The following is a 25,398-nucleotide window of genomic DNA, read 5'->3' on the forward strand; positions in this document are numbered from 1 at the left end:
CTCCTCGGCCCCGCCGGCCCGGTTCACGCCGCGGCGGGGGCCTGCGGCATCTCCTTCATCCGGGGGATCGGCGACAGCGCCAGCACGATCATCGGCACGATCGCGCCGATGATCGCCGCGACCAGCACCACCGGCCGCATGCCCACGGCCTCGCCGAGCAGCCCGGCGACGAGCGCGCCGAGCGGCGCGGGCACCAGCCCCATCGCCCAGATGGTGGCGATGACCCGCCCGACCAGCTCGCGCGGCGTCGCCGACTGCAGCACGGTGATGTTGTTCACCACGAATATCTGCGTGCACAGCCCGACGAGCAGCTGGGAGAAGGCGAGCACGCCGATCGCCAGCCACAGCGGGCCGCCCGCCAGCGGCACCAGGATGAGCGCGCTGTTGCCGATCACCGTGGACCAGAACATGGTGGGCCCCGGCCCGGCCCGCTTCATCAGCCGCACCGACAGCCACGCCCCGGCGACGGCCCCGACCCCGCCGACCGCGAGCACCCCGCCGACCCAGCCGGCCGGCACGCCGGGGCCCTCGATCACGTACGGGATGAGCAGCGTCTGCAGGATGCCGATGTCGAAGAAGGAGTAGACGGCGCTGGCGATGGCGAGCGGCCGGACCACCGGATGGGCCATCACCCAGCCGAACCCGGCCCGGATGGCCGCGATCATGGAGCCGCCGGCGTCGGGCGGCGGCGGGTCCTCGCGCTTGCGGATGGAGACCAGGAACAGCGCCGACAGGACGTAGCTGACCGCGTCCACGATGATGACCAGCGGCGCCGACCGGGTGGCGATGAGGAACCCGGCGAGGCTCGGCCCGACCGCCTTGGACACCGAGTCGCTGAGCTGCAGCTTGCTGTTGCCGTCACCGAGGTGCTCGGGAGCGACGAGCGCCGGCAGGTACGACCGGTAGGCGATCTCGAACAGCACCCCGAAGACGCCCATGACGAACACGACGACGTACAGCCACCACAGCGTCAGCAGGTCCATGACGAACAGCACCGGCACCGTGGCCAGCATGAACGCGCGGATCACGTCGCTCCAGATCAGCACCGGCCGCCGCCGCATCCGGTCCACCCAGACGCCGACCACGAAGAACAGCACCATGGGCAGCCTGGCCAGCGCGCCGAGCACGCCCATCTCGGCGACGGAGGCGTGCAGCCACAGGTAGGCGACGACCGGCATGGCGAGCACGGTCACCTGGGAGCCGACCAGCGACAGGCTCTCGCCGCTCCACAACTTCAGGAAGTCGCGGTCGCGCCACAGGGTGGCCGGCTCAGTCGTTGGGGGTGAGGCCATGATCGATGCTGCTCCTCAGCTCGGCGGCCGCGAGGGCGACCCGGGGCTCGTACATGACGGTGAAGCGCTCGCCGTGGATGGGCGAGATGCGCAGGCGGCCGGTGACGACGTCCCGCCAGCCCATGTCGTCGGGCGGCACGCCCTCCGCGGCGGGCGAGAACAGCAGCACGTCCCCGTCGTAGGGGGCGTGCCGGTAGTGGCCGACGGCGTGCGCGTTGGCGCGGAAGACCTCGACGAAACGGCGGGCCTGGCGCAGGTCGGCGGTGTCGGGCTGCAGGGTGCCCGCCCGGGAGGCGGCGTCGATCACGGCCAGCAGCCGCTCGTCGGGGCTCATCCGGTGCAGCTCGTCCAGGTCGACCTGGACGTTGCCGCCGGCCAGGGCGTGGGTGAGCAGGACCGCGTCGTCCTCCAGCGAGGCGCGCAGCACCGGCTCGTCGGCGTCGGAGTAGAACAGGACGACGAGCGGCACCTCCTCGCCCAGCTCGCGCAGCCGGCGGGCGGTCTCCAGCGCGATGTTGCCGCCGATGCAGTAGCCGCCCAGCACGTACGGCCCGTGCGGCCGCACCTTCAGCAGGTGCTCGGTGTAGTCGTCCACCATCTCCGCCAGCGTGGCGTGCGGCCGCTCGCCGGGGGCGAGCCCGGCCGCCTGCACGGCGTAGACGGGCTGGTCGGGGCCGAGGTGCCGGGTCAGCGGCAGGTAGCGGAAGACCTGCCCGCCGAGGGCGTGGAACAGGAACACCGGGTCGCGCCCGCCGGTCGGCCGCAGCGGCACGATCCGCGCCGGCGCGCCGTCGTTGTCCTGCGGGCGGCGCAGCTCGGCGGCCAGCAGGGCGACGGTCGGCGCGGTGAGCACCGTCGACAGCGGCACCTCGCGGCCCAGCTCCTTGCGCAGCCGCATGGTGAGGCGCAGGGCCAGCAGGGAGTGGCCGCCGAGGGCGAAGAAGTCGTCGTGCACGCCGACGGCGTCCACGCCGAGCGTCTCCTCCCACAGCGTGCCGAGCCTGGCCTCGAACGGGTCGCGCGGCGGCAGGTACGGCGCCCGCCCGCTCTCGCCAGGGTCGGGCAGCGCGGCCCGGTCGAGCTTGCCGTTGGCGGTGACGGGCAGCGCGTCGAGCCGTACCCAGGCGGTGGGGACCATGTGCTCGGGCAGCCGCCTGCGCAGCGCCGGGGCGGGATCGACCGGCCCGTCGCCCTCGTCGTTCTCGGGGACGACGTAGCCGACGAGCCGGTCGCCGCGCAGCACGACGACGGCGGCGCGGATGCCGGGGTCGGCGGCCAGCAGCGCCTCGATCTCGCCGAGCTCCACCCGCTGGCCGCGGATCTTGACCTGGAAGTCGGTCCTGCCGAGGTACTGGACCTCGCCCGTGGGCAGCCAGCGGGCCACGTCGCCGGTCCGGTAGAGGCGGGCGCCGGGCGGCCCGTACGGGTCGGGGACGAACCGCTCGGCCGTGAGCGCGGGCCGGCCCACGTAGCCGCGGGCGAGCTGCACGCCGCCCAGGCAGAGCTCACCCGGGGTGCCGACGGGCACCCGCCGGCCGTCCGCGCCGAGCACCTCCAGCCGGGTGTTGGCGACCGGCCGGCCGATGGGCACCAGCGGCTCGCCCGGCTCGTACGGATGCCAGGTGACGTCCACGGCCGCCTCCGTGGGCCCGTACAGGTTGTGCAGCCCGGTCCCCGGCAGGCGGTCGTGGCAGCGCGCGGCCAGCTCCGCGCCCAGGGCCTCGCCGGAGCAGATGAGCCGGCGCAGCGGCGGCAGCTCGGGCTCGTCGAGGAACAGCTCCAGCATGGACGGCACGAAGTGCATGGTGGTGACGCCGTGGGCGGCGGCGAGCCCGGCCAGGCGGGCGCCGTCGCGGTGCGCGCCCGGCTCGGCGACCACCAGCCCCGCGCCGGTGATCAGCGGCCAGAACAGCTCCCACACCGACACGTCGAACGACAGCGGCGTCTTGTGCAGCACGCGCTCGTCCGCGCCCAGCCCGAACGCCTCCTGCATCCAGCGCAGCCGGTTGACGATCGCCCGGTGCGAGACGCCGACGCCCTTGGGCCGGCCGGTGGACCCCGACGTGAAGATCACGTACGCGAGCGCGTCGGGAGGCACCCGCACCGGCGGCCGGGTTTCCTCCCCCAGATCGTCGAGGGACAGGGCGACGCCCTCGGGAAGGTCCGCCGCGCCGCCGGTCAGCACCGTGCGCGTCCCCGCGTCCTCGATCATGTACGCCATCCGCTCCGCCGGCAGGCCCGGCTCCAGCGGCAGGTAGGCGGCCCCGGCCCCGAGCACGCCGAGCAGGGCGGGCAGCAGGAGGGGGCCGCGTTCGAGATGGACGCCGACGACGTCGCCGGGCCGGACGCCGGCCGCCGCCAGCCGGGCGCTGACCGCCCCGGCCCGCCCGGCCAGCTCGCGGTAGGTGATCCACTCGCCGTCGTAGCAGACGGCGGGCGCGTCCGGGGTGCGGGCGGCCTGCTCGCCGATCAGCTCGTGCAGCGTCGCCTCCGGCCAGTCGCGGGCGGTGGCGTTCCAGCCGCCGATCGCGGCGGCGTCGCGGTCCAGGTACGGCTCGGCGGGCCGCGGGTCGGCGGCCGGATCGGCGGCCTGGGCGAGCGCGGTCAGGTAGTGCTCGCCGATCCGCGCGACCTGCCCGGCGTCGAACTGCGCCCGGTCGTAGGTGAGGGTCAGGTCGAAGCCGCCGTGCTCGCGCGAGCGGCTGAACGCGGCGGCGAACGGCACGTCGGTCTGCTCGAAGAAGTCCTGCCCCACGATCTCGACCCCGGGGCCGCCCGCCGCGGGGACGCCCTGGTAGACGTGGAAGTCGCGGAAGTCGAACAGCACGTCCAGCAGCGGGGAGCGGCCCGCGTCCCGCTGGATCTCGAACAGCGGGTACCTCCGGTGCGGCAGCAGCGCCACCTCCGCCTCGAACACCTCCCGCGCCAGCGCCGCCCACGTCGGCGCGGTCACGTCCAGGCGCAGCGGCACGGTGTTGAGGAACAGCCCGAGGACCTCCTCGCCGGCCTCGCGCTCCGGCCTGCTGTGCGTGACCAGGCCCGTCATGACCTCGCTCGCCCCCGTCACCAGGGCGAGGACCCGCAGGTGGGCGGCCAGCAGCAGGGTGCGCAGCGGCACCGCCAGCTCCCTGGCCGCCGCGCCGAGCCGCTCCAGCAGCTCCGCGGGCAGCGGCAGCCGCAGCACCTCGGCCCCCGGCTCGCCGCGCGAGCCGGGTGAGCCGTGCGCATCCGTCGAGCCCGTCGAGTCCGTCGAGTGCGGCAGGCGTGGCAGCCGCGTGTCCGGCGCGTCCGCCACCCGCTCCCGCCAGAACGCCCGCGTCTCCGGCGCGGCCACGGCGGCGCGCTCGGCGGCCACCAGCTCGCGGAAGGCCGCGCCGGGCGCGGCGACCGGCAGCGGCTCGCCGCTCAGGTGCCCGTGGTAGCGCCGCAGCAGCTCGGTGACGAGGGCCGCCACGCTCCACCCGTCCAGGATCGCGTGGTGGAAGCTCAGGCTGAACGCGAACAGCTCCGCCCCCAGCACGTGCACGTGCGCGCGGGCCAGCGGCGGCGACGCCCAGTCGAACGGCCGCCGCTTCTCCGCCTCCGACCACGCCGCCAGCCGCCGCCCGGCCTCCGGATCCCCGGAGAGGTCCGTCACCTCCAGCGGCAGCGTCGCCGCGCGGTGCACGAGCTGCAGCGGCTCGCTGAACCCGGTCAGGTCGAACGAGGTGCGCAGGACGGGATGGCGGGCGGTCACCTCGGCCAGCGCCGCGCGGAACGCCCCGGCGTCGAACCGGCCGCGCAGGGTGAGCGTGGTCAGGTCGTGGTAGGTGGCCGCGTCCGGCTCGTACGCGCTGTGGTAGAGCATCCCCGCCTGCAGCGCGGCCAGAGGATAGGCGTCCTCCAGGCCGCGCGCGGCTCCCGTCGTCACGGTCATCGCGCCTCGCCTTCCAGCAGTCGTGCCAGGTCCTCGGGGTTGAGCAGGCCGAACGGCCGCTCCGGTGGGTCTTGAGCGGGTTCGCCGGCCGGGGCGGTTCCCAGCCGCCCGGCCAGCTCCCTGACGGTCTGGTGGCGGAAGAGCTGCTCCAGCCGGACCGCGTACCCGGCCTCGCGCAGGCGGGCGACCACCTTGAGGCTGCGGATGGAGTCGCCGCCGACGGCGAAGAAGTTGTCGTGGGCCGAGACGCGCTCCAGCCCGAGCACGCCACGCCAGGCGGCGGCGACCGCCAGCTCGGCCGCCCCCTCCGGTTCGGCGTGCCCGGCGGCCCCGGCCGCCCGGGGGTCGGGGAGGGCGTTCCTGTCGAGCTTGCCGCTGCGGTTGAGCGGCAGCTCGGCGAGCACCGTCCACGTCGCCGGGATCAGGTGGCCGGGCAGCGTGTCGCGGAGCAGCCGATCCCATCCGCCGCCGGGATCGTCCGGGTCCGCGGGGACCACGTAGCCGGCCAGGCGCAGGCCGGCGGGGTCGGCGACGGCGCGGACGGCGGCGGCGCGCACGCCCGGCAGGGCCGCCAGCGCCGCCTCGATCTCGCCGAGCTCGACCCGCATGCCGCGGATCTTCACCTGGTGGTCGGCCCGGCCGAGGTACTCGATCTCGCCGTCGGGCCGCCACCGGGCCAGGTCGCCGGTGTCGTACAGCCGCCCGCCCGGCGGCCCGTACGGGTCGGGCACGAACCGCTCGGCCGTCAGCGCGGGGCGGCCGACGTAGCCGCGGGCGAGCTGCACGCCGCCGATCCACAGGGTGCCGGGCACCCCGGCAGGGACCCGGTTCATGCGGTCGTCGAGGATCTCCAGCCGGGTGTTCGGCACCGGCCGCCCGATCGGGACCGTCCGCTCGCCCGGCTCGTACGGATGCCAGGTGACGTCCACCGCCGCCTCCGTCGGCCCGTACAGGTTGTGCAGGGACGCGCCGGGCAGCGCGGCGGCGAAGCGGCCGGCCAGTCCGGCGCCCAGCGCCTCGCCCGAGCAGACCACGGCGCGCAGCGCGCCGAGCCGCGCCCCCAGGCCGGGCTCGGCGAGGAAGGCGTCCAGCATCGACGGCACGAAGTGCGCCAGGCTGACGGACTCGCCCTCCATCAGGTCCGCCAGGTAGGCGGGGTCGGCGTGCCCGCCGGGCCGGGCGACGACCAGCCCCGCCCCGGTCATCAGCGGCCAGAACAGCTCCCACACCGACACGTCGAACGAGAACGGCGTCTTGAGCGGCACCCGGTCGTCCCCGGTGAGCAGGAAGACGTCCTGCATCCAGCGCAGCCGGTTGACGATCGCCCGGTGCGAGACGCCGACGCCCTTGGGCCGGCCGGTCGAACCCGACGTGAAGATCACGTACGCCAGGTCGTCCGGATGCGGCCTGACATCGAGCGGCCCGCCGTCCTCGGCGGCGATCGCGCCGGCGTCCCGGTCGAGCAGCACCGACGGGGCCGGCAGCAGGTGGGCGAGAGCCCCGGTCGTGACGGCCAGCCGCGCGCCCGCGTCGGCGAGCATGCCCGCCAGCCGCCCGGCCGGATGGTCCGGCTCCAGCGGCAGGTACGCCGCCCCGGCCGCGACCACCGCGTGCACGGCGACGACCAGGTCCGTCCCGCGCTCCAGGCACACCCCGACGACGTCCCCGGGGCCGGCCCCGAGCGCCCGCAGCCGCCTGGCCAGCCGGTTCACCCGGCCGGCGAACTCCCCGTAGGTCATCCAGACGCCGTCGCAGCGGACGGCGGGCGCGTCCGGGGTCCGCGCGGCCTGCGCCGCCAGCAGCTCAGGCAGGGCCGCGTCGGGGACGGGCACGCCGGTGTCGTTGGCCCGGCGCACGAGCTCCAGCTCGGCCGGGGTGAGCAGGGGCAGGTCGGCGACCGGCCGCTCCGGCTCGGCGAGCGCGGCGGCGAGCAAGGCGCGGAAGTGGTCGGCGAAGCGCTCCATCCGGTCGTGGTCGAACAGGTCGGTCGCGTAGTGCAGCACGCCTGTGAGCCGGTCGCCGGCCTCCTCGATCACCAGGTGCAGGTCCGCCTGCGCCACCCCGGGATCGACGTCGAGGGTGCGCAGGGCGATCCCGGCCACGTCCGGCGGCGCGGGCGGCACGTTCTGGTAGGCGAGCATCACCTGGAACAGCGGGTTGCGTGACAGGTCGCGCTCCTCGGCCAGCTCCTGCACCAGCACCTCGAACGGCAGCTCGGCGTGCTCGTGCCCGTCCAGCACGCGCTCGCGCACCCGCGCCAGCAGCTCGGCGAAGCTCGGCGCGCCGGACAGGTCGCCGCGCAGCACCAGCGTGTTGAGGAAGAGCCCGGCCAGCTCCTCCACGTCCGGATGGGACCGGCCGGAGACCGGCGTGCCGACGGGGATGTCGGCCCGCCCGGTGTAGCGGGCCAGCACCGCCTGGAACGCGGCCAGCACCACCATGAACGGCGTCACCTGCCGCTCCAGCGCCAGGGCGTGCGCCGCCGCCGTCGTCGCCGCGTCGATCGGGAACGTCAGCCGCCGCCCGTCCCCGCTCGCCCGCCCCTGCCGTTGCCGGTCCGCGGGCAGGTCCAGGCTGCCGGGCAGCCCGGCGAGCGCGTCCTTCCAGTACGCCAGGTCCGCCGTCCGACCCGCGACCCGCGCCCGGTGCCAGGCGGCGAAGTCCCGGTAGCGGGCGGGCAACGCCGGCAGCTCCGCCGGGGAACCGGTCACCCGGGCCCGGTAGAGCTCCATCAGGTCGCGCAGCAGGATCGACAGGCTCCACCGGTCGGCGACGACGTGGTGCAGGGTCAGGTACAGGTCGTGCTCGCGCGCGCCCCGCCGGACCAGGACGGCCCGCGCCAGGGGCCCGGCCGCCAGGTCGAAGCGGTGCCGCGCCTCCTCCCTGCCCACGTCCTCGCCCGCCCGGACGGCCAGGCGCGGCCGTTGGCCGCCCTCGCGCAGGACGGGCTCGCCGTCCTCGTCCGCGACGACCAGGCGCAGGGCGTCGTGCCGGTCCACCAGGTCGTCGAACGCGGCCGTCAGCGCCGCCACGTCCAGTGGGCCGGTCAGCCGCTCGCCCCAGGCCACGTTGTGGACCGGGTTGCCGGGGTCGAGCTGGTCGAGGAACCACAGGCGGGCCTGCGCGTGCGAGGGCCGTACCGGCCCGGCGGGCGCGGGCGGGATCGGCTCCGCCTTGCCGCCCGCGCCGCCCAGGAGCGGGGCGAGGGCCGCGACGGTCGGGGTCGCGAAGCAGCGGCGCAGCGTCACCTCGGCGCCGTACGCCTCCCTCAGCCGGACCACCAGCCGCATGGCCAGCAGCGAGTGGCCGCCCAGGGCGAAGAAGTCGTCCTCCACCCCGAAGTCGTCCCGCCCGAGCAGCTCGGCCCAGACCGCGTGCAGGACGCGCTCGGCCGGCGTGCGCGGCGCCACGGACGCCCGCTCCGCGGCCGTGGCCCGCGGCGACGGGAGCGCGTTGCGGTCGAGCTTCCCGCTGGGCAGGACGGGCAGGTCGGTGAGGGTGACGAAGGCGGCGGGGATCATGGCGTCGGGCAGCCGGGCGCGCAGGTGGGCGCGCAGGCCGTCGTGGTCGGCGGTGCCGGTGACGTAGGCGACGAGTCCGCGCCCGCCGGGCGCGTCGTCGCGCACGGTGACGACGGCGCGGCGCACGCCGGGATGTTCGGTGAGGACGGCGGCGATCTCGTCGGGTTCGATGCGGACGCCCCGGATCTTGACCTGGTGGTCGATCCGGCCGAGGTATTCGAGGTGGCCGTCGGGGTGGCGGCGGACGAGGTCTCCGGTGCGGTAGAGACGTCCGCCTGGGGGGCCGAACGGGTCGGGGACGAAGCGTTCCGCGGTGAGGGCGGCCCGCCGGTGGTAGCCGCGGGTGACTCCGTCCCCGCCGAGCAGCAGCTCGCCGGGCACCCCGACCGGCACCGGCCGCAGCTCCCGGTCCACCACGTAGGCCGTGGTGTTGGCGACCGGCCGGCCGATCGAACCGCCCCGCCCGTCGGTGACCCGCCGCCTGGTGGACCACACGGTGGTCTCGGTGGGGCCGTACAGGTCCCACACCTCGCCCGCGACGCCCAGCAGGCGGGCCGCGAGCGGGCCGGGCAGCGCCTCGCCCGTGCTGATCACCCGCGGCACCCCGTGCGCGAGGGCGGGCAGCAGGCCCTCCAGGACCGACGGCGTGGCCTGGACGGTGTGCAGCGCGCCGCTCCGGATCAGCTCGTGCGCCCGCTCGACCCCGGCCGCCGAGGCGAGCACGACCGTCCCGCCCGTCACCAGCGGGCCGAAGATCTCGACCATCGCGATGTCGAACGACACCGACGTCAGGAACAGGAACCGCGCGCCGGGCGTCAGCCCCGGTCGCTCCCGCACGTCGCCCAGCAGGCTCACCAGCCCCCGGTGCGGCACCACCACCCCCTTGGCCCGCCCGGTCGAACCGGAGGTGTAGATCAGGTACGCGGCCTGATCCGGATGAAAACCCACCTCAACCGCTGACCCGCTCTCCCCGGCCGCCTGGTCCAGGAGGAGGACACGTGCGGCGCCCGGCAGGCGATCTCGGAGGGCGGCGACGGTGAGCACCAGGGCGGCGCCGGAGTCGGTGACGAGCTCGTCCAGCCGTCCGGGCGGGTAGCCGGGATCCAGCGGCACGTAGCAGCCGCCCGCCTTCAGCACCGCCAGCAGCGCCACCACCAGGTCCGGGTCGCGCGGCAGGCACACGCCGACCCGCGTCTCCCTGCCGACGCCGAGCGCCCGCAGCTCGGCGGCCAGGCCGTTCGCGCGGGACTCCAGCGCGGCGTACGTCAGGACGGCCCCGTCCTCGCCCTCGACGGCGCTCGCGCCGGGCGAGCGCGCGGCCTGCTCGGCCACCAGATGGTGGATGCCGCGCTCCGGGTAGGGAACGACCGCGCCGTTCCCGGCGTGCAGGGTGTCGTGGAGCTCGGCCGCGTCCATGAGCGGCAGCTCCGACAACCGCAGGTGCGGAGCGGCGACGGCGGCCTCCAGCAGCGTGCGCAGGTGCGCGGCCAGCCGGTGCGCCCGGTCGTCGTCGAACAGGTCCGTGGCGTAGTCGAGCACGCACAGCAGCGAGCCGTCCCGGCGTTCCTCCACGATCAGGTCCAGGTCGAACATGGCGGTGCCGGGCCGCACGTCCAGGCGTTCCAGGCGCAGGCCGGGCAGCTCGCCCGGCGGCTCGGGCGTGTTCTGGTAGGCGAGCATCACCTGGAAGAGCGGGTTGCGGGACAGGTCCCGGCCGCTCGACAGCTCCTCGACCAGCGTCTCGAACGGCAGCCCCGCGTGCTCGAACGCGTCCAGCGTCCGCTCCCGGGCTCGGCGTACCAGCTCGGTGAACGCCGGATCGCCGGACAGGTCGCCGCGCAGCACCACCGTGTTGAGGAACAGGCCGACGGTCCGGTCCAGGGTGTCGTGCGGCCGGGTGGAGACGGGCGTGCCGATCGGGATGTCGGGCTGCCCGGTGTAGCGGGCGAGCAGCGCCTGCAGCCCGGCGAGCAGCACCATGAACGGCGTGGCGCGCTGCCCGGCGGCCAGGTCGCGCAGGCCGGCGGTGAGGCCGGCGTCCAGCTCGAACAGCAGGCGGCGGCCCCGGTTCGACTGCATCGGCGGGCGCGGCCGGTCGGCGGGCAGGTCGAGCGCGTCGGGCAGGCCGTCGAGCGCCTTCCGCCAGTAGGCCAGGTCGCGCTCGCGGGCGGGGCGTTCGCGCTGCCAGGCCACGTAGCCGGCGTACGGCGCGGGCGGCGGGGGCAGGGGCTCGCCGGCGTAGAGCCGGAACAGGTCGTGCAGCAGGATCGCCACCGACCAGCGGTCGGCCAGGATGTGGTGCAGGGTCAGGATCAGCCGGTGGTCGCCGGAGGCGACGCGCAGCAGGCGGGCCCGGGTCAGCGGGCCGCCGCCCAGGTCGAAGGCGAAGCGGGCCTCCTCGCGGGCGGCGGCGTCGGCCTCGGCGGCCGACATCTCCTCGGTCCGTAACGCGGGCCGCACCCGGCCGGGGCCCTGCCGGGGCTCGCCGTCGCGGGTCTCGACGACGTGGGCCAGGATCGGGTGGCGGTCCACGAGCGCGTCGAACGCCGCCGCCAGCGCGGCCGCGTCCAGCTCGCCCACGATCCGGTACGCCCACGACAAGGTGTAGGCCGGATTGCCCGGATCAAGCTGATCGACAACCCAGAGCCGCCGCTGCGCATCCGACAACGCCCCGTCCGCCGGCCCCAGGTCCGCCGGGACCCCGATCGCCGACGCCCCGTCCAGTGACGCCTTGTCCGGCGGCGCTCCGCCGGCCTGCGCTCCGGCCGGTGGCTCCCCGGCAGGGGCGCCGGCGTCCTGGCCGGGTCGCCGGCCGGCGCGGGTGCGCGCGAGGCGGGCCTCCAGCGCGGCGCGTTGTTCCGGGCTGAGCCCGGCCAGCCGCGCCCGTACCCCGTTGCCGTCGCTCACCGCTCCTCCTCCAGCAGTTCCAGCAGGTCGGCCTCGCTCAGCCCTTCTTCGAGCACCGCCAGCGCCTGCTCCTCGACGGTCGTGGCGTCGAAGCAGCGCCGCAGCGGCAGCTCCACCCCGAACGCCGCGTCGATCCGCCCGATGAGCCGCACCACGAGCAGCGAGTGGCCGCCCAGCGCGAAGAAGTCGTCCGTCACCCCGACCCGCTCCCGCCCGAGCAGCTCGGCCCAGATGCCCGCCAGGGTCTCCTCCATCGGTGTGCGCGGCGCCACGAACCCCCCGCCCTCCGCCGTGTCCTTCGGCGGGGGGAGCGCGTTGCGGTCGAGCTTCCCGCTGGGCAGGACGGGCAGGTCGGTGAGGGTGACGAAGGCGGCGGGGATCATGGCGTCGGGCAGCCGGGCGCGCAGGTGGGCGCGCAGCTGGTCCTCAGGTGCGGTGCCCGTGGTGTAGGCGACGAGTCCGCGCCCGCCGGGCGCGTCGTCGCGCACGGTGACGACGGCGCGGCGCACGGCGGGATGTTCGGTGAGGACGGCGGCGATCTCGTCGGGTTCGATGCGGACGCCCCGGATCTTGACCTGGTGGTCGATCCGGCCGAGGTATTCGAGGTGGCCGTCCGCGTGCCGGCGGACGAGGTCTCCGGTGCGGTAGAGACGTCCCCCGGGCGCGCCGAACGGGTCGGGGACGAAGCGTTCCGCGGTGAGGGCGGCCCGCCGGTGGTAGCCGCGGGTGACTCCGTCCCCGCCGAGCAGCAGCTCGCCGGGCACCCCGACCGGCACCGGCCGCAGCTCCCGGTCCACCACGTACGCGGTCGTGTTCGCCAGCGGCCCCCCGATCAGCATCGCCGCCGGGGAGCGCGGCACCCGGTACGCCGTCGACCAGATGGTCGTCTCCGTGGGCCCGTAGAAGTTCCACAGCTCCCCGGCGACGTCCAGCAGCCGCGCGGCCAGGTCCACGGGCAGCGGCTCGCCGCCGAGCACGGCGCGCGGCAGCCCCGGCGGCAGGTGCTCGACCGCCAGGCTCGCCACCGACGGGGTGAGCTGCACCAGGTCCGCGTCCTCCGCGGCCCGGCGGAGCTCCTTGGGGGTGCGGGCGGCGTCCTCGGGCGCGATCACCAGCGTGCCGCCGGACAGCAGCGGCGTGAAGATCTCCAGCGCCGCGATGTCGAACGACAGCGACGTCAGGTACAGGACGCTGCCGCCGCCGAGCCGCCGGATCACGTCCGTGACCAGGTTGACCACGCCGCGGTGTGGCACCTGCACCCCTTTGGGCCGGCCGGTGGAGCCGGAGGTGTAGATCAGGTACGCGAGGTGGTCAGGCCCCACCGAGGACAACGGCTCTGCCACCGCTGGCTCGGGCGCGTCCAGCAGCAGCGCCGGCGGCCGCTCCTCCGGCAGCCGGTCGAGCTGCGCGGACTCCGTGACCAGCAGCGCCGCCCCGGAGTCGGCCAGCAGGTACGCCAGCCGCTCCACCGGATACGCCGCGTCCAGCGGCAGGTAGCACCCGCCCGCCCGCAGCACCGCCAGCAGCGCGACGACCTGCGGCACCCCGCGCGGAAGGCACAGCGCCACGCACGTCTCGGCCCGCACGCCCGCCGCCGCGAGCCGCCCGGCCAGCGCCCCGGCGCGGGCGTCCAGCTCGGCGTAGGTCAGCTCCTCGCCGTCCGGCGCGCGCACCGCCACCGCGCCGGGGGTGCGCGCCGCCTGCTCGGCGACCAGCTCGTGCAGGGTCCGCTCCGGGTACGCCGCCGCCGTGCCGTTCCAGCCGGTCAGCAGCTCGTGCCGCTCCGCCGCCGTCATCAGCGGCAGCTCCGACAGCCGCGTGCCGGGATCGGCGGCGGCGGCCTCCAGCACCAGCCGGTACGCGCCCGCCAGGCGGGCGATCGTGGCGGCGTCGAACAGGTCGGTGCTGTACTCGACGTAGACGCCCGCGCCGCCGGCGGTCCTGACGACGTCCACGTTGAGGTCGAGCTGGGCGGTGCCGTTCGGGAACTGGCCGCGCGTGCTCATCGGCAGCAGGTTGAAGCCCACCTGGAAGAGCGGCGTCCTGCTGGTGTCGCGGACCGGCTGGAGCGCCTCCACCAGCCGGTCGAACGGGACCTCGGCGTGGTCCAGCGCGTCGAGGACGGTCTCCCGCACCCGCCCCAGCAGCTCCCCGAACTCCGGGTCGCCGCCCAGGTCGGTGCGCAGCACCAGCGTGTTGACGAACATGCCGAGCAGCGGCTCGAACTCCGGCAGGTCACGCCCGGCCACCGGCGTGCCCACCACGACGTCGCGCTGACCGGCGTACCGGGACAGCACCGCCTTCAGCCCGGCGAGCAGCACCATGAACAGCGTCGCCCCGTGCCGCCTGGCCAGCGCTTCGAGCGCGGCGGTCAGGTCGGCGGGCAGCGCCAGGTGGTGCTCGGCCCCGGCGTGCCCGCGGACCGCCGGCCGCGGCCGGTCCGCGGGCAGCCCCAGGTCGGACGGCAGGCCGGCGAGGCGTTCCCGCCAGTGGCGGAGCTGGGCGGCGAGCACCCCGCCCGCCAGGTGCTCGCGCTGCCAGGCGGCGTAGTCGGCGTACTGGACGGGCAGCTCGGGCAGCCGGGGCGGCCTGCCCTCGGCCCAGGCGGCGTCCAGCTCCTCCAGCTCGGCGGCGAAGTTGGTGGCCGAGCGGGCGTCGAACACGGCGTGGTGCACCACGAACACCAGCCGCTGCGCGGCCCCGCCCGGCATCCGCACCAGGTGCGCCCGCCACAGCGGCGCCCGTTCCAGCGCGAACGGCCGCCGCGCCAGCTCCTGCGCGAGCGCGCCGAACTCGCGTTCGGCCCGCTCGGGCGGCAGGTCGCGCAGGTCGGTCCGGGGGAGGGTGACCGGCAGCTCGACCTGGACGACCTGGACGAGGTTCCCGTCCTCGACCGCGAGGGCGGTGCGCAGCGTCTCGTGCCGCCGGACCAGTTCGCGCAGCATGCGCTCGCACCGGTCCGGGTCATCCCGTTCGGGCAGCTCGATCACGGCGTTGATGTGGTACGCGGGCGCGCCGGGATCGAGCCGCGCCAGGAACCACAGCCGTTCCTGGGCGAACGAGGCGGGAAAGGCGTACGTGCCGGTCACCTGGGCCGCTCCTCTACTGCCCCATGGCCTCGCGCAGGCTGCGCGGGCGCATGTCGGTCCAGACCCGTTCGACGTGGTCGAGGCAGTCCTGCTTCGCCCCCGAGAAGCCTTCCTCCCGCCAGCCCGCCGGCAGGGGACGGTCGGCGAACCAGATGGAGTACTGCTCCTCGTCGTTGACCACGACCTTGTACGTGCCGTCCGCCATGTTCAGTGCCTTTCCTCTCGGGGAAGCCTGGTGATCGTCGCGGGCCGTGCGGGGGCGTCCTGGCCGCGCAGCTCCTCCACCAGCGCGGCCATCCCGGCCACGGTGGGCACCTGGAAGAGGCTGCGCATCGGCAGCCGGACGCCGATCTTCTTCCTGATGAGCGCGATGAGCTGGACCGCCACCAGCGAGTTGCCGCCCAGCTCGAAGAAGTCCTGCTCGACGCTGACCCGGCGGGCGCCGAGCACCTCGCCCCACAGCCCGGCGAGCGTGCTCTCCAGGTCGTTGCGGGGCGCCACGTGGTCGTCGTCGGCGGCGCCGCCCTCGCCGGTCGCGGCGGCGGCGTCCAGCTCGTCGGCCACGGTGTCCTGGGTCAGCTCGCGCACCCCGGCCACGAACTCCGGCAGCGCGGTGGCGTTCACCACGACCTGGCTGCCGAGTCCGGCGGCGAGCACGCGGCGGAACGCCTCCGCGCCGTCGGCGGGCGGGATGCCGCGCCTGGCGCCGTCGAGGTCGAGGGCGACGCCCGCAGTCGCGGACTCCTCCTTGACGGGCACGGCCTCGGCGGCGTTCCTGGCGCCCTCGCCGACGGTCGTGGTCATCGCCTGCCGGTCCACGCGCCTGAGCACGAAGTCGGAGATGTCCACCACGGGCTCGCCGGCGTCGTCGTACAGGGTGAGGTCGGCGGCCAGCACCTCGCCGCCGCCGGTGTCCCGCAGCCGCGCGTGGCTCCACAGCGTGGCCGGCAGCGGGCCGCGCACGGTGATGCGGCCGTAGCCGAGCGGCAGGTAGCTGTGCTCGCCGGAGACGGCGACGAACGCGGTCGCCTCGTCCAGCAGCGCCGGGTGCAGCGGCAGCGCGGCCAGCTCGGCGGCGACGTCGGGGACGGCCACCAGGTGGGCGAGCTGCTCGTCGCTGCCGAGCCGCACCTCGCGCAGGCTGCGCCAGCGCGGCCCGAACGTGACCAGCCCGGACGCCGAGGCGAACGGGTCGGCCGCGCCGGAGCCGTACGAGCAGCGGGCCCGCACCTCGGCCAGGTCCGCGGCCGGTTCGCCGGCCGCCACCCACGCCGCCGAGCCGCGCGCGTGCTGCACCGGCTCGCCGCCGGCGGAGCTGACCACCTCGAAGTCCATGCCGTCGCCCGACGGGGTGAGCAGCACCCGCAGCTCCGCGCTGGTGCCCTCGGCGACCGAAAGCGGCGCGACGAAGGCGACGTCGCGCAGCTCGACCGCGTGGCCGGGCCCGGGGCTCGGCACGGCCGCCTCGAACGCGGCCCGCGCCGTCTCCAGGTAGCCGGTGCCCGGCATCACCGGCACCCCGGCCACCCGGTGCTCGCCGAGCACCCAGTGCGTCTCCGGCGACAGGGTCGCGGCGTACCAGGGGCGGCGGCCGGCGCTCTCGTGCCGGTGACCGAGGATCGGGTGCTCCAGCCGGGTGACCCGGTCGCCGCGCTGCAGCGCGCGGAACGCGACCGGCGCGGCGACCTCGGCCGCCATGCCGACCTCCAGCCAGGCCCCCCAGTTCACCGACAGGACCCGGCCCGGCCAGACGTGCGCGTAGGCGTCCATGAAGGCGTTGGCCGCGCAGTAGTCCACCTGGCCGAACCCGCCCGCGACGGCGGTCACCGAGGAGCAGAGCAGCACGAAGTCGAGCGGCAGGTCGCCGAACACCTCGCGCAGCGCCGGCGTGCCGGCGATCTTGGGCGCCATGACGTCGTCGGCGGCGCGCCGCTCCTTGACCTCGGCCATGCCGCCGCCGGGCACCCCGGCCGCGTGCACGACCCCGTCGATCCTGCCGAACCTGGCGAGCGCGTCGTCCCGCACCCGGCGCAGCGACGCGGGGTCGGTCACGTCGGCGGACAGCACGAGCACCTCGGCGCCCGCCCGTTCCATCCGGCGGACGGCGGCGACGGCCCGCCTGGTCCGCTCCGACGCGCCGTCGAGCGCGTCCCACTCCTCGCGGGGCGGCAGCCCGGTCCTGCCGAGCAGCACCAGCCTGGCCTGGACGCGCTGCGCCAGGTCCTCGGCCAGGGTCAGGCCGATGCCGCCGAGCCCGCCGGTGATCACGTACACGCCGTGCGGGCGCAGCGGGTCGTCCTGCGGCGGCACCGGCACCGGCGCGAAGCCGCGCACCCAGCGGCGGCCGGCGCGCAGCGCGACCGGGGACGGCGGCACGCCCTCCTCCGGCTCGACCGGCTCGGCGGCCAGCTCGGCCAGCACCCTGCCCGCGTCGTACGGCCCCGCCTCCAGATCGACGTGCCGGGCCGTCAGCCACCGGGCCTCCAGCGGGACCACGCCCGTGATCCCGGCGACCGTGGCGTGCTCGGGCCGCGACACGTCCCCGCCGGTGACGCCCTGCGTGCCGGCGGTCACGATGTCCACGTGGACGGCCGCCTCCCGCTCGGCCCCCGCCATCGCCTGCACCAGCGCCAGCAGGCTGTGGAAGCCCAGGTCCTGGGCCGCGGTCACCTGCTCGGACGTGGCGGCGGGGCAGCCGTCCAGCGCCCAGGCGTGCACGACGCGGGCCGGCACGCCGGTCGCGGCCAGCAGCGCCTCGTAGTCGTCGCGCTCCGCCGGCCGGACGGTGAACGTCCCGCCGGGCTGGGCCGCGTAGGCGTCGCCCGGCACCACCCTGACCACGTCCGCGCCGGCCGCGCGCAGCCCGTCCAGCAGCGGCCCGGCGGCCGGTCCCGCGAACACCAGGCAGCGCAGCCCGGCGAGCGCCGCCGTCCCGGCCGGGGCGACCGGCTCCTGCCGCCAGGCCGGCACCGAGAACCACTCCTCCAGCGGCAGCGCGCCCGCCCGCGGCGGCCGGGGGAAGACCAGCTCGGGATCGAACGAGGTCCGCACCCAGTGCTCGGCCCGCTCGTACGGGTACGCCGGCAGCGGCACCCGCCGGGCGGGCTCGGCCAGCGCGTCGGTGTCCAGCGGCACGCCCGCCGTCCACAGCGCGCCGGCCGTCGCGTACAGCACCTCCAGGTCGGCCTTGCCGTCGGCGGGGCCGGGCAGGCTGGCCAGCGGCCGGGGCGCGGTGCGGGGGAGCTGGTTCCTCGCCAGCCCGGCGAGCTGCCGCCCGGGGCCGCACTCCACCAGCCGCCACTCGCCCTCGGCGGCGAGCGTCGCCACACAGTCGCCGAACCGGACCGTCTCGCGCAGGTGCCGCGTCCAGTAGGCGGGGTCCGTGGCCTGCTCGGCGGTGATCCACGTGCCGGTGACGTTCGACAGGAACGGCAGCGCGGGCGCGTGCCGATCCGCCGCGGCGACCGCCTCGTGGAAGTCGCCGAGAATCGGGTCCATCATCGCCGAGTGGAAGGCGTGCGAGGTGCGCAGCGCCGTGTGCTGGACGCCGGCCTCGTCGAGGCGGGCGGCGTAGGCGGCGACCAGCTCGCCGGGGCCGGCGACGACGCACGTGCCGGGGCCGTTGACGGTGGCGATCGACAGGCCGTCCGGCAGGTCGGCGCGCACCTCCTCCTGGTCGCGCCGCACCGCGAGCATCGCGCCCGCCGGCATGGTCTGCATGAGCCGGCCCCGGGCGGCGACCAGGCGCAGCGCGTCGGGCAGGGAGAAGACGCCCGCGACGGTCGCGGCGACGTACTCGCCGATGCTGTGCCCGATCATGGCGGCCGGCTCCACGCCCCACGAGCGCCACAGGGACGCGAGCGCCCACTCCAGCGTGAACAGCGCGGGCTGGGTGAGCGCCGTCTGCCGCAGCCGCTCGTCGGCGGCCTCCCGCTCGTCGTCGCCGGGGAACAGCAGGGTGCGCAGGTCGAGACCCAGCTCCTCGCGCAGGATCGCGGCGCACTCGTCCACCGCGGCGGCGAAGGCCGGCTCCGTGCGGTAGAGGCCCGCGCCCATGCCCGCGTACTGCGCGCCCTGGCCGGAGAACAGCCAGGCCACCTTCGGCGTGCCCGCCCGGCCCTTCACCACCCGGCGCGGGGTGGACAGCGCCGCGACCGCGTCGGCGGTGTCGGCGGCCACCACGGCGGCCCGGTGCGCGTAGCGGCGGCGGGCCCGCAGCGTGTGGGCCACGTCGGCCAGGTCGAGCTCCCGCCCCTCCAGGTGGCCGGCCAGCCGGGCCACGGAGGCGTCCAGCGCGGACGGGGTCCGCGCCGACAGCAGCAGCAGGTGCGCCGGGCGCGGCTGCGCGGTGGGCAGCGGCGCGGGCGGCGCCTGCTCGACCAGCACGTGCGCGTTCGTGCCGCCGATCCCGAACGAGCTGACGCCCGCCCGGCGCGGGAAGCCGTTCGTCTCCCACTTCGTCAGCGACGACACCACGCGGAACGGGTTGGAGCCGAAGTCGATGCGCGGGTTCGGCGTCTCGAAGTTGAGGCTCGGCGGGATCAGGCCGTGCTCCAGCGCGAGCACCGTCTTGATGAAGCCCGCGATGCCCGCCGCCGGGCCGAGATGGCCGATGTTGGTCTTGACCGAGCCGAGACCGCACCAGCCCGCCTCGTCGGTGCCGGCGCCCAGCACGCTGGACAGGGCCGCCACCTCGATCGGGTCGCCCAGCGAGGTGCCGGTGCCGTGCGCCTCCACGTAGGTGACGGTGCGCGGGTCGATCCGCGCCACGCCGAGCGCCTGCGAGACCGCCGCCGCCTGGCCCTCGGCGCTCGGCGCCGAGAAGCCCATCTTGGTGGCGCCGTCGTTGTTGATCGCGTTGCCGATCACCACGGCGCGGATGTGGTCGCCGTCGGCGAGGGCGTCCGACAGGCGCTTCAGCACCGCCATGCCGCCGCCCCCGCCCCAGATCGTGCCCGCCGCGGCGGCGTCGAACGCCCGGCAGTGCCCGTCGGGCGCGTAGATGCCGTCCTGGTGGAACTGGTAGCCCCACTCGGCCGGCAGCTCCAGCGAGGCGCCGCCGGTCAGCGCCATGTCGCACTCGCCGGTCCGCAGCGCCTCGCACGCCACGTGCAGGGCGACCAGCGAGGAGGAGCACGCCGTGTGCAGGGTCAGGCTGGGGCCGCGCAGGTCCAGCTTGTACGACACCATCGTGGCCAGGTAGTCCGGGTGGTTGCCGGTGTAGACGGCGAGGTTGCCGACGGAGGCGAACACCTTCTTGTTCGGCCGGATGTACATCCACTGGTACTCGTCGGAGCCGATGGCCCCGTACACGCCGATCTCGCCCTGGTAGCGGGCCGGGTCGTAGCCCGCGTCGTCCAGCGCGCTGCTGGCCAGCTCCAGGAACATGCGCTGCTGCGGGTCGCGTAACTCCGCCTCGCGCGGCGACATCCCGAAGAAGGCCGCGTCGAGCGCGCCGTAGCCGTCCGCGATCGAGCACGCCGGGACGAACGTCGGATCGTCCAGCAGGTAGTCGGGCACGCCGAGCGCCGCCTGCTCCTCCCGCGTGTAGAAACGCACCGACTCGACGCCGCCGACCAGGTTGCGCCAGTACGCGGGCACGTCCTCGGCGCCCGGGAGACGGCAGGCCAGGCCGACGACCGCGATCGGCTCGACCCCGGGCCCCTCGTCGTCGTGATTCAGCTCAGCGGTCATTCGTCACTCTCCCGTCTGGCCCGGTGGGGCCGAGTTGAGGGTCGTGCCCTGCGCGCCGCGACCCGCCGCGCGGCGCGCTCCGCACCCGGCGTACGCCGCTCGCCGTCGAGGTGCGCGGCGAGCGTCCGTACGGTCGGGAAGCGGAACAGGTCCACGATCGGCACCTCGCGCCCGAGTGCGGCGGCGAGGCGGGCCTGGACCTGAGCGGTGGCGAGCGAATGCCCGCCGATCTCGAAGAAGTTCGCGTCGGCGGCGACCCGCGGCAGGCCCAGGACCTCCCGCCAGACGCCGGCGACCAGGCGTTCGGTCGCCGTGGCCGGCTCCCGCCCCGGCCCGGCGGGAGCGCGCGGGGGAGGGGCGGGCAGAGCGGCCCGGTCCACCTTCCCGTTCGGCGTCAGCGGCAGCGCCGGCAGCAGCACCAGCTCGGCCGGCACGGCGTAGTCGGGCAGGCGGGCCGCGAGATGCCGGCGCAGCTCCCCGGCCTGCACGGCCGCGCCCGCGGGCACCGCGTAGGCGTGCAGCACCGGCCCGCCGGGCTGCGCGACCGCCCGCGCCGCCGCCGCCAGGACGCCCGGGTGCGCGGCCAGCGCCGCCTCCACCTCGCCCAGCTCGACCCGGTGACCGCGGATCTTCACCTGCCCGTCCGCCCGCCCGGCCAGCACCACCCGGCCGTCGGGGTCGTAGCGGCCGAGGTCTCCCGTGCGGTAGCGGGCGGGCCCGCCGCCCGGCTCCCGGCTGAACCGGCTCCGGGTCAGCTCGTCGTCGCCCGCGTACGACTCCGCCAGGCGGCGGCTGCGCACCACCACCTCGCCCAGCTCGCCCACGGCCGCGGGGGCGCCGCCCGCGTCGAGCACCAGCAGCTCCGCCCCGTCCACGCCGTGACCGACCGGAACCGGGTCGCCGGTCGCGCCCGCCTCGCCGGTGATCTCGTGGACGGCCTGCGCCTGGGGCGTCTCGGTCGTGCCGTAGGCGTTCACCAGGCGGGCCTTCGGCGCGACGGCCGCGAACCTCGCCACGTCCGCGAACGTCAGCCGGTCCCCGCCGAACACCACCAGCCGCAGGTCGGGCAGCTCCACCCCGGCCGCGGCGATCAGCGTGGCGAGCTGCGGCGTCAGGTGCGCCACCGTGACCGCCCGCTCCCGCAGCCACGCCGCCAGCCGCGCCGGGTCCCGCACCCGGTCCTGGTCCGGCACGTGCAGCGTCGCCCCCAGGGTGAGCGGCGTCCAGACGTCCCGCAGCAGCGGATCGTGCGCCAGCCCGGCCAGCAGCGCGAACCGGTCGTCCGCGGTCAACGCGAACTCGGCCGCGTACCAGTCCAGGAACCGGGCCAGCGGCCCTTCGGCCGCCACCACCGGCTTCGGCTCCCCGGTGGTGCCGGACGTGAACGCCAAATACCCCCGCCCCTCGCCCCCCACCTCAGCATCCCGGCCCGGCTCCGCCGCCCCGGCCGTCTCGGCCCCGGTCTGCTCGCGGGGCAGGGTCAGCTCGGGCAGCCATGCCAGCTCGGCGGGGACGGGCACGCCTGGGCAGGCGATCAGCGCGCGCGCACCGGCGGCGCGGGCCTGGGCCGCGAGGCGCGCGGCCGGCAGGGCGGAGTCCAGCACGGCCCAGCGCCCACCGGCCGCCAGGACGCCCAGCATCAGCGCGGGCAACTCGCACGTCCGCGCGGCCAGAACCGCCACCACCGCCCCCGGGCCCGCCGCTGCCGTTACGGTCTTTCCGACCGCGTCCGCGAGCCGGGCCAGCTCCGCGTAGCTGAGGGCGGCGCCCTCGCCGGCGATCGCCACCCGGCCGTTCCCGGCCTGGCCGAGGACTCGTTCCACCACGCCGGGCCCGGTCCAGCCGGGCAGGGGGCGGGTGCCGTCGGGGAGGCGGGCGCCGTCGCGGCCGGGCAGGGGGCGGAGGGACGCCTGCCGCACCGGCCGCTCGGGAGCGGACACCAGGTCGCCGAGCAGCCGCAGGTAGCCGCCCAGCAGCTCCTCGATCCGCTCCCGGCGGAACAGCCGCGGGTTGTACGCCGCCTGCAGCACGTACCGCCCGTCGCGTTCCCCGACGTACAGGGTCAGGTCGAACAGCGCCCCCGGCAGTCCCGGCGGCAGCGGGACGGCCGTGACGCCGGGCAGCTCCAGCCGCGGCTCGGCGAAGTCGTACATGTTGAACAGCACCTGGACCAGCGGGTTCCTGGACAGGTCGCGGCCCGGCCCGAGCCGGTCGACCAGCCGCTCCAGGTGCACGTCGAGATGGGCGAGCGCGCCGGACAACGTCTCCTGGCAGCGCGTCACGTGCGCCGCGAAGCTCGCCTCGTCCTCGACGCGCAGCCGTACCGGAAGCACCTGCACCAGGCACCCGATCAGCGGATGGAAGGCGGGTTCGCGCCGGTCGGCGACGGGCGCGCCGACGATCAGGTCGTGCTGCCCGGTGAGCCGCCGTAGCACCTGGCCGAACGCCGCCAGCATCACCGCGTACGGCGTGCTGCCGAGCCGCGCGGCCAGCGACCGCACGCCGTCGCTGACGGAGGCCCCGGCCTCGGCCGTCGCGCCGGCCCCCTCGAACGTCTGCACCGCCGGGCGCGGATGGTCGCGCGGCAGGTCGAGCACGGCGGGCGCGCCCTCCAGGTGCCGCCGCCACCACTCCAGGCTCGTCTCGCCGTCCCGCCCGCCGAGGTAGGCCGCGTACCCGCCGAACGAGGCGGGCAGCGGCGCGAGCGCCGCCTCCCGGTAGGCGCTCCCGAGCTCGTCGTAGAGCACCCGCTGCGACCAGCCGTCGAACACCAGATGGTGCGCCGTGATCGCCAGCACGTGCTCGCCGGCGGCGACGCGCAGCAGCCGGGCCCGCCACAGCGGCCCCGCCGCCAGGTCGAAGGCGAGCCGGGCCTCGGCCGCCAGCCGCTCGCCCACCTCCGCCTCCGTCACGTCCTCCACCGGCAGCGGCACCGGTCCTGGCGGCGACACGGCGACGGCCGGCACGCCGCCGGACTCCGGGACGCGCCACCTCAGCACCTCGTGCCGCTCGGCGACCGCCGCCAGGGCGGCGCGCAGGGCGGCGACGTCCAGCGGCCCGGACAGGCGCTGCGCCATCGCGATGTTGTGCGCGGGCGTGCCGGGCGCCAGCCGCTCCACGAACCACATCCGGCGCTGCACGGCCGACAGCGCGGCCGGCGCGGCGGCGAGCGGTTCGTCCCGCGCGGGCGGGGCCGACTCAGCCAGCTGGGCGATGCCGGCGACGGTACGGCCCGCGAGCACGTCCCTGACCTCGATCTCCTTGCCGAGCGCGGCCCGCAGCAGCGCGGCCAGGCGCATGGCCACCAGCGAGTGGCCGCCGGAGGCGAAGAAGTCGTCGTCCGGCCCCGGTTCGCCCCCGGCCCCGAACGCCTCCGCCCAGGCCGCCGCGACCTCCCGCTCCGTCCCGCTCCTCCCGGCCTCCGGAGCCACGCCGCCCGCGCCGTCCCCCTGGCCCGTACCGTCCGCCCGGTCCGCGCCGCCGGCGCCGCCCGCCGGGGGCGCGGCCACGTTCCTGCGGGCGCGCAGGGCCGCGAGGTCGATCTTGCCCGCCACCGTCAGCGGCAGCGCAGCCAGCCGCACCACCCTGGTCGGCGTCATGTACGCCGGCATGCTCTCCAGGCAGTGCGCCCGCACCTCCTCGATGCCGGGCGCTTCCTCCGGCGTCAGGTACGCGGTCAGCTCCTTCAGCCCCGCGGGCCCGTCCGTCACGTCCGCGACCGCCTGCCGCACACCGGGGTGCGCCCGCAGCACCGCCTCGATCTCGCCGATCTCGACGCGCTGGCCCTGGACCTTCACCTGCCGGTCCAGCCGCCCGATGAAGCCGATCCTGCCGTCGTCCTCCAGCACGACCTGGTCGCCGGTGCGGTACATGCGCGCCCCCGGCCCGCCGTACGGGTCCGGCACGAACCGCTCGGCCGACAGCCCCGGCCGGCCGAGGTAGCCGCGGGCGAGCTGCGGGCCGCCGATGCACAGCTCGCCCGGCGTGCCCGGCGGGCAGGGCCGCAGCAGGTCGTCCAGGATGTACGCCCGGCAGCCCGGCAGCGCGTGCCCGATCGGCAGCGGCCGGTCCCAGACGCCCGCCAGCTCGGTGCCGACGACGCACACCGTGGTCTCGGTGGGGCCGTACCAGTTGTGGAAGCGCCGCCCCCCGGTCGCCCAGCGGGCCACCTGCTCGGGCCCGGCCGGCTCGCCCGCGGTGAGCAGGTCGCGCAGCCACGGCAGCCGCTCCGGCTCCAGCAGCGGGAGCAGCGCGGGCGGGATCGTGCCCCAGGTCACCTGGTGCCGTTCGAGGAAACGCTGGAGCCGGGCGGCGTCCACCCGGTCCTCCTCTGGCACGAGCATCACGGACCCGCCGCGCGCGAGCGGCGCGAAGACGTCCAGCACCGACACGTCGAACCCGAGCGCGGCGAACCCGATGGACCGGCAGCCGGTGTCGAGCCCGAACACCTCACCCGCCATCGTCACGAACGACACCGCCGAGGCGTGGCTCACCACGACACCCTTGGGCCGTCCGGTCGAGCCGGAGGTGTAGAGCACGTAGGCCGCCGCGCCGGGCGGCGTGACCCGCGCGGGCGGCTCGGCGCCGCCGCCCGGGTGTCCGGTCTCCAGCCGCACGGGCAGCCCGGCCAGCAGGTCCGCGCCGGTCCCGTCCGCGACGACCGTGGTGATGCCGGCGTCCTCGATGACGCCGGCGAGCCGCCGGCGCGGGTGCGCGGGGTCCAGCGGCACGTACGCGCCCCCGGACATGAGCACGCCGAGCACGCGGACCAGCAGGTCGGGCGTGCGCCGGTGGCAGATGCCGATCCGCGTCTCGGGGCCCGCGCCGAGCTCGCGCAGCCGGTGGGCCAGCGCGGCCGCCGCCGAGACCAGCTCGCGGTAGGTCAGGCTCCGCTCGCCCTGCCGTACGGCGATCGCGTCCGGAGTGCGCCCGGCCTGCGCCAGGACGAGGTCATGAAGAAGTGCCCCGTTGGTCACTCG

General features: G+C 76.3%; 7 protein-coding genes. All 7 read right to left on the minus strand.

Annotated elements, in window-relative coordinates; translation table 11 throughout:
• Positions 1-23: 23 nt before the first annotated feature.
• Genes Nocox_RS20060 through Nocox_RS20090 form a run of 7 tightly spaced genes read right to left on the minus strand, consistent with a single transcriptional unit; the run spans position 24 to position 25,395 of the window.
• Positions 24-1,292 (minus strand): MFS transporter, encoded by a 1,269-nt coding sequence (locus tag Nocox_RS20060; protein ID WP_020542776.1) that lies wholly within the window; start codon positions 1,290-1,292, stop codon positions 24-26.
• Positions 1,270-5,208, minus strand: coding sequence for a non-ribosomal peptide synthetase (locus Nocox_RS20065; protein ID WP_020542775.1), 3,939 nt, complete (start codon positions 5,206-5,208; stop codon positions 1,270-1,272). Before Nocox_RS20065 ends, Nocox_RS20060 begins: the two co-directional genes overlap by 23 nt.
• Positions 5,205-11,636: a non-ribosomal peptide synthetase gene (locus Nocox_RS20070; protein WP_219495637.1), complete on the minus strand. Its 6,432-nt coding sequence runs from the start codon at positions 11,634-11,636 to the stop codon at positions 5,205-5,207. Before Nocox_RS20070 ends, Nocox_RS20065 begins: the two co-directional genes overlap by 4 nt.
• Positions 11,633-14,725 carry a non-ribosomal peptide synthetase gene (locus Nocox_RS20075; RefSeq protein WP_219495639.1) on the minus strand — a complete coding sequence of 1,031 codons (3,093 nt, stop codon included), beginning with the start codon at positions 14,723-14,725 and terminating at the stop codon, positions 11,633-11,635. Before Nocox_RS20075 ends, Nocox_RS20070 begins: the two co-directional genes overlap by 4 nt.
• Positions 14,726-14,738: 13 nt before the next feature.
• Positions 14,739-14,930: an MbtH family protein gene (locus Nocox_RS20080; RefSeq protein WP_020542772.1), complete on the minus strand. Its 192-nt coding sequence runs from the start codon at positions 14,928-14,930 to the stop codon at positions 14,739-14,741.
• Between the two features lie 2 nt (positions 14,931-14,932).
• Positions 14,933-20,419: a type I polyketide synthase gene (locus Nocox_RS20085; protein ID WP_020542771.1), complete on the minus strand. Its 5,487-nt coding sequence runs from the start codon at positions 20,417-20,419 to the stop codon at positions 14,933-14,935.
• On the minus strand, positions 20,416-25,395 hold the full coding sequence (locus tag Nocox_RS20090; protein WP_020542770.1) for a non-ribosomal peptide synthetase: 4,980 nt from the start codon (positions 25,393-25,395) through the stop codon (positions 20,416-20,418). The genes Nocox_RS20085 and Nocox_RS20090 overlap by 4 nt, the downstream gene beginning before the upstream one ends.
• Between the last annotated feature and the right edge of the window lie 3 nt (positions 25,396-25,398).

Origin of the sequence: Nonomuraea coxensis DSM 45129, assembly GCF_019397265.1 — a bacterium.
Classification (GTDB): Bacteria; Actinomycetota; Actinomycetes; order Streptosporangiales; family Streptosporangiaceae; genus Nonomuraea; species Nonomuraea coxensis.

What these genes read in the sequence shown, in the direction of transcription:
- Nocox_RS20080 (WP_020542772.1), bottom strand. Translation starts at nt 14,930, where the DNA reads ATGGCGGACGGCACGTACAAGGTCGTGGTCAACGACGAGGAGCAGTAC.
- Nocox_RS20085 (WP_020542771.1), bottom strand. Translation starts at nt 20,419, where the DNA reads ATGACCGCTGAGCTGAATCACGACGACGAGGGGCCCGGGGTCGAGCCG.
- Nocox_RS20060 (WP_020542776.1), bottom strand. Translation starts at nt 1,292, where the DNA reads ATGGCCTCACCCCCAACGACTGAGCCGGCCACCCTGTGGCGCGACCGC.
- Nocox_RS20065 (WP_020542775.1), bottom strand. Translation starts at nt 5,208, where the DNA reads ATGACCGTGACGACGGGAGCCGCGCGCGGCCTGGAGGACGCCTATCCT.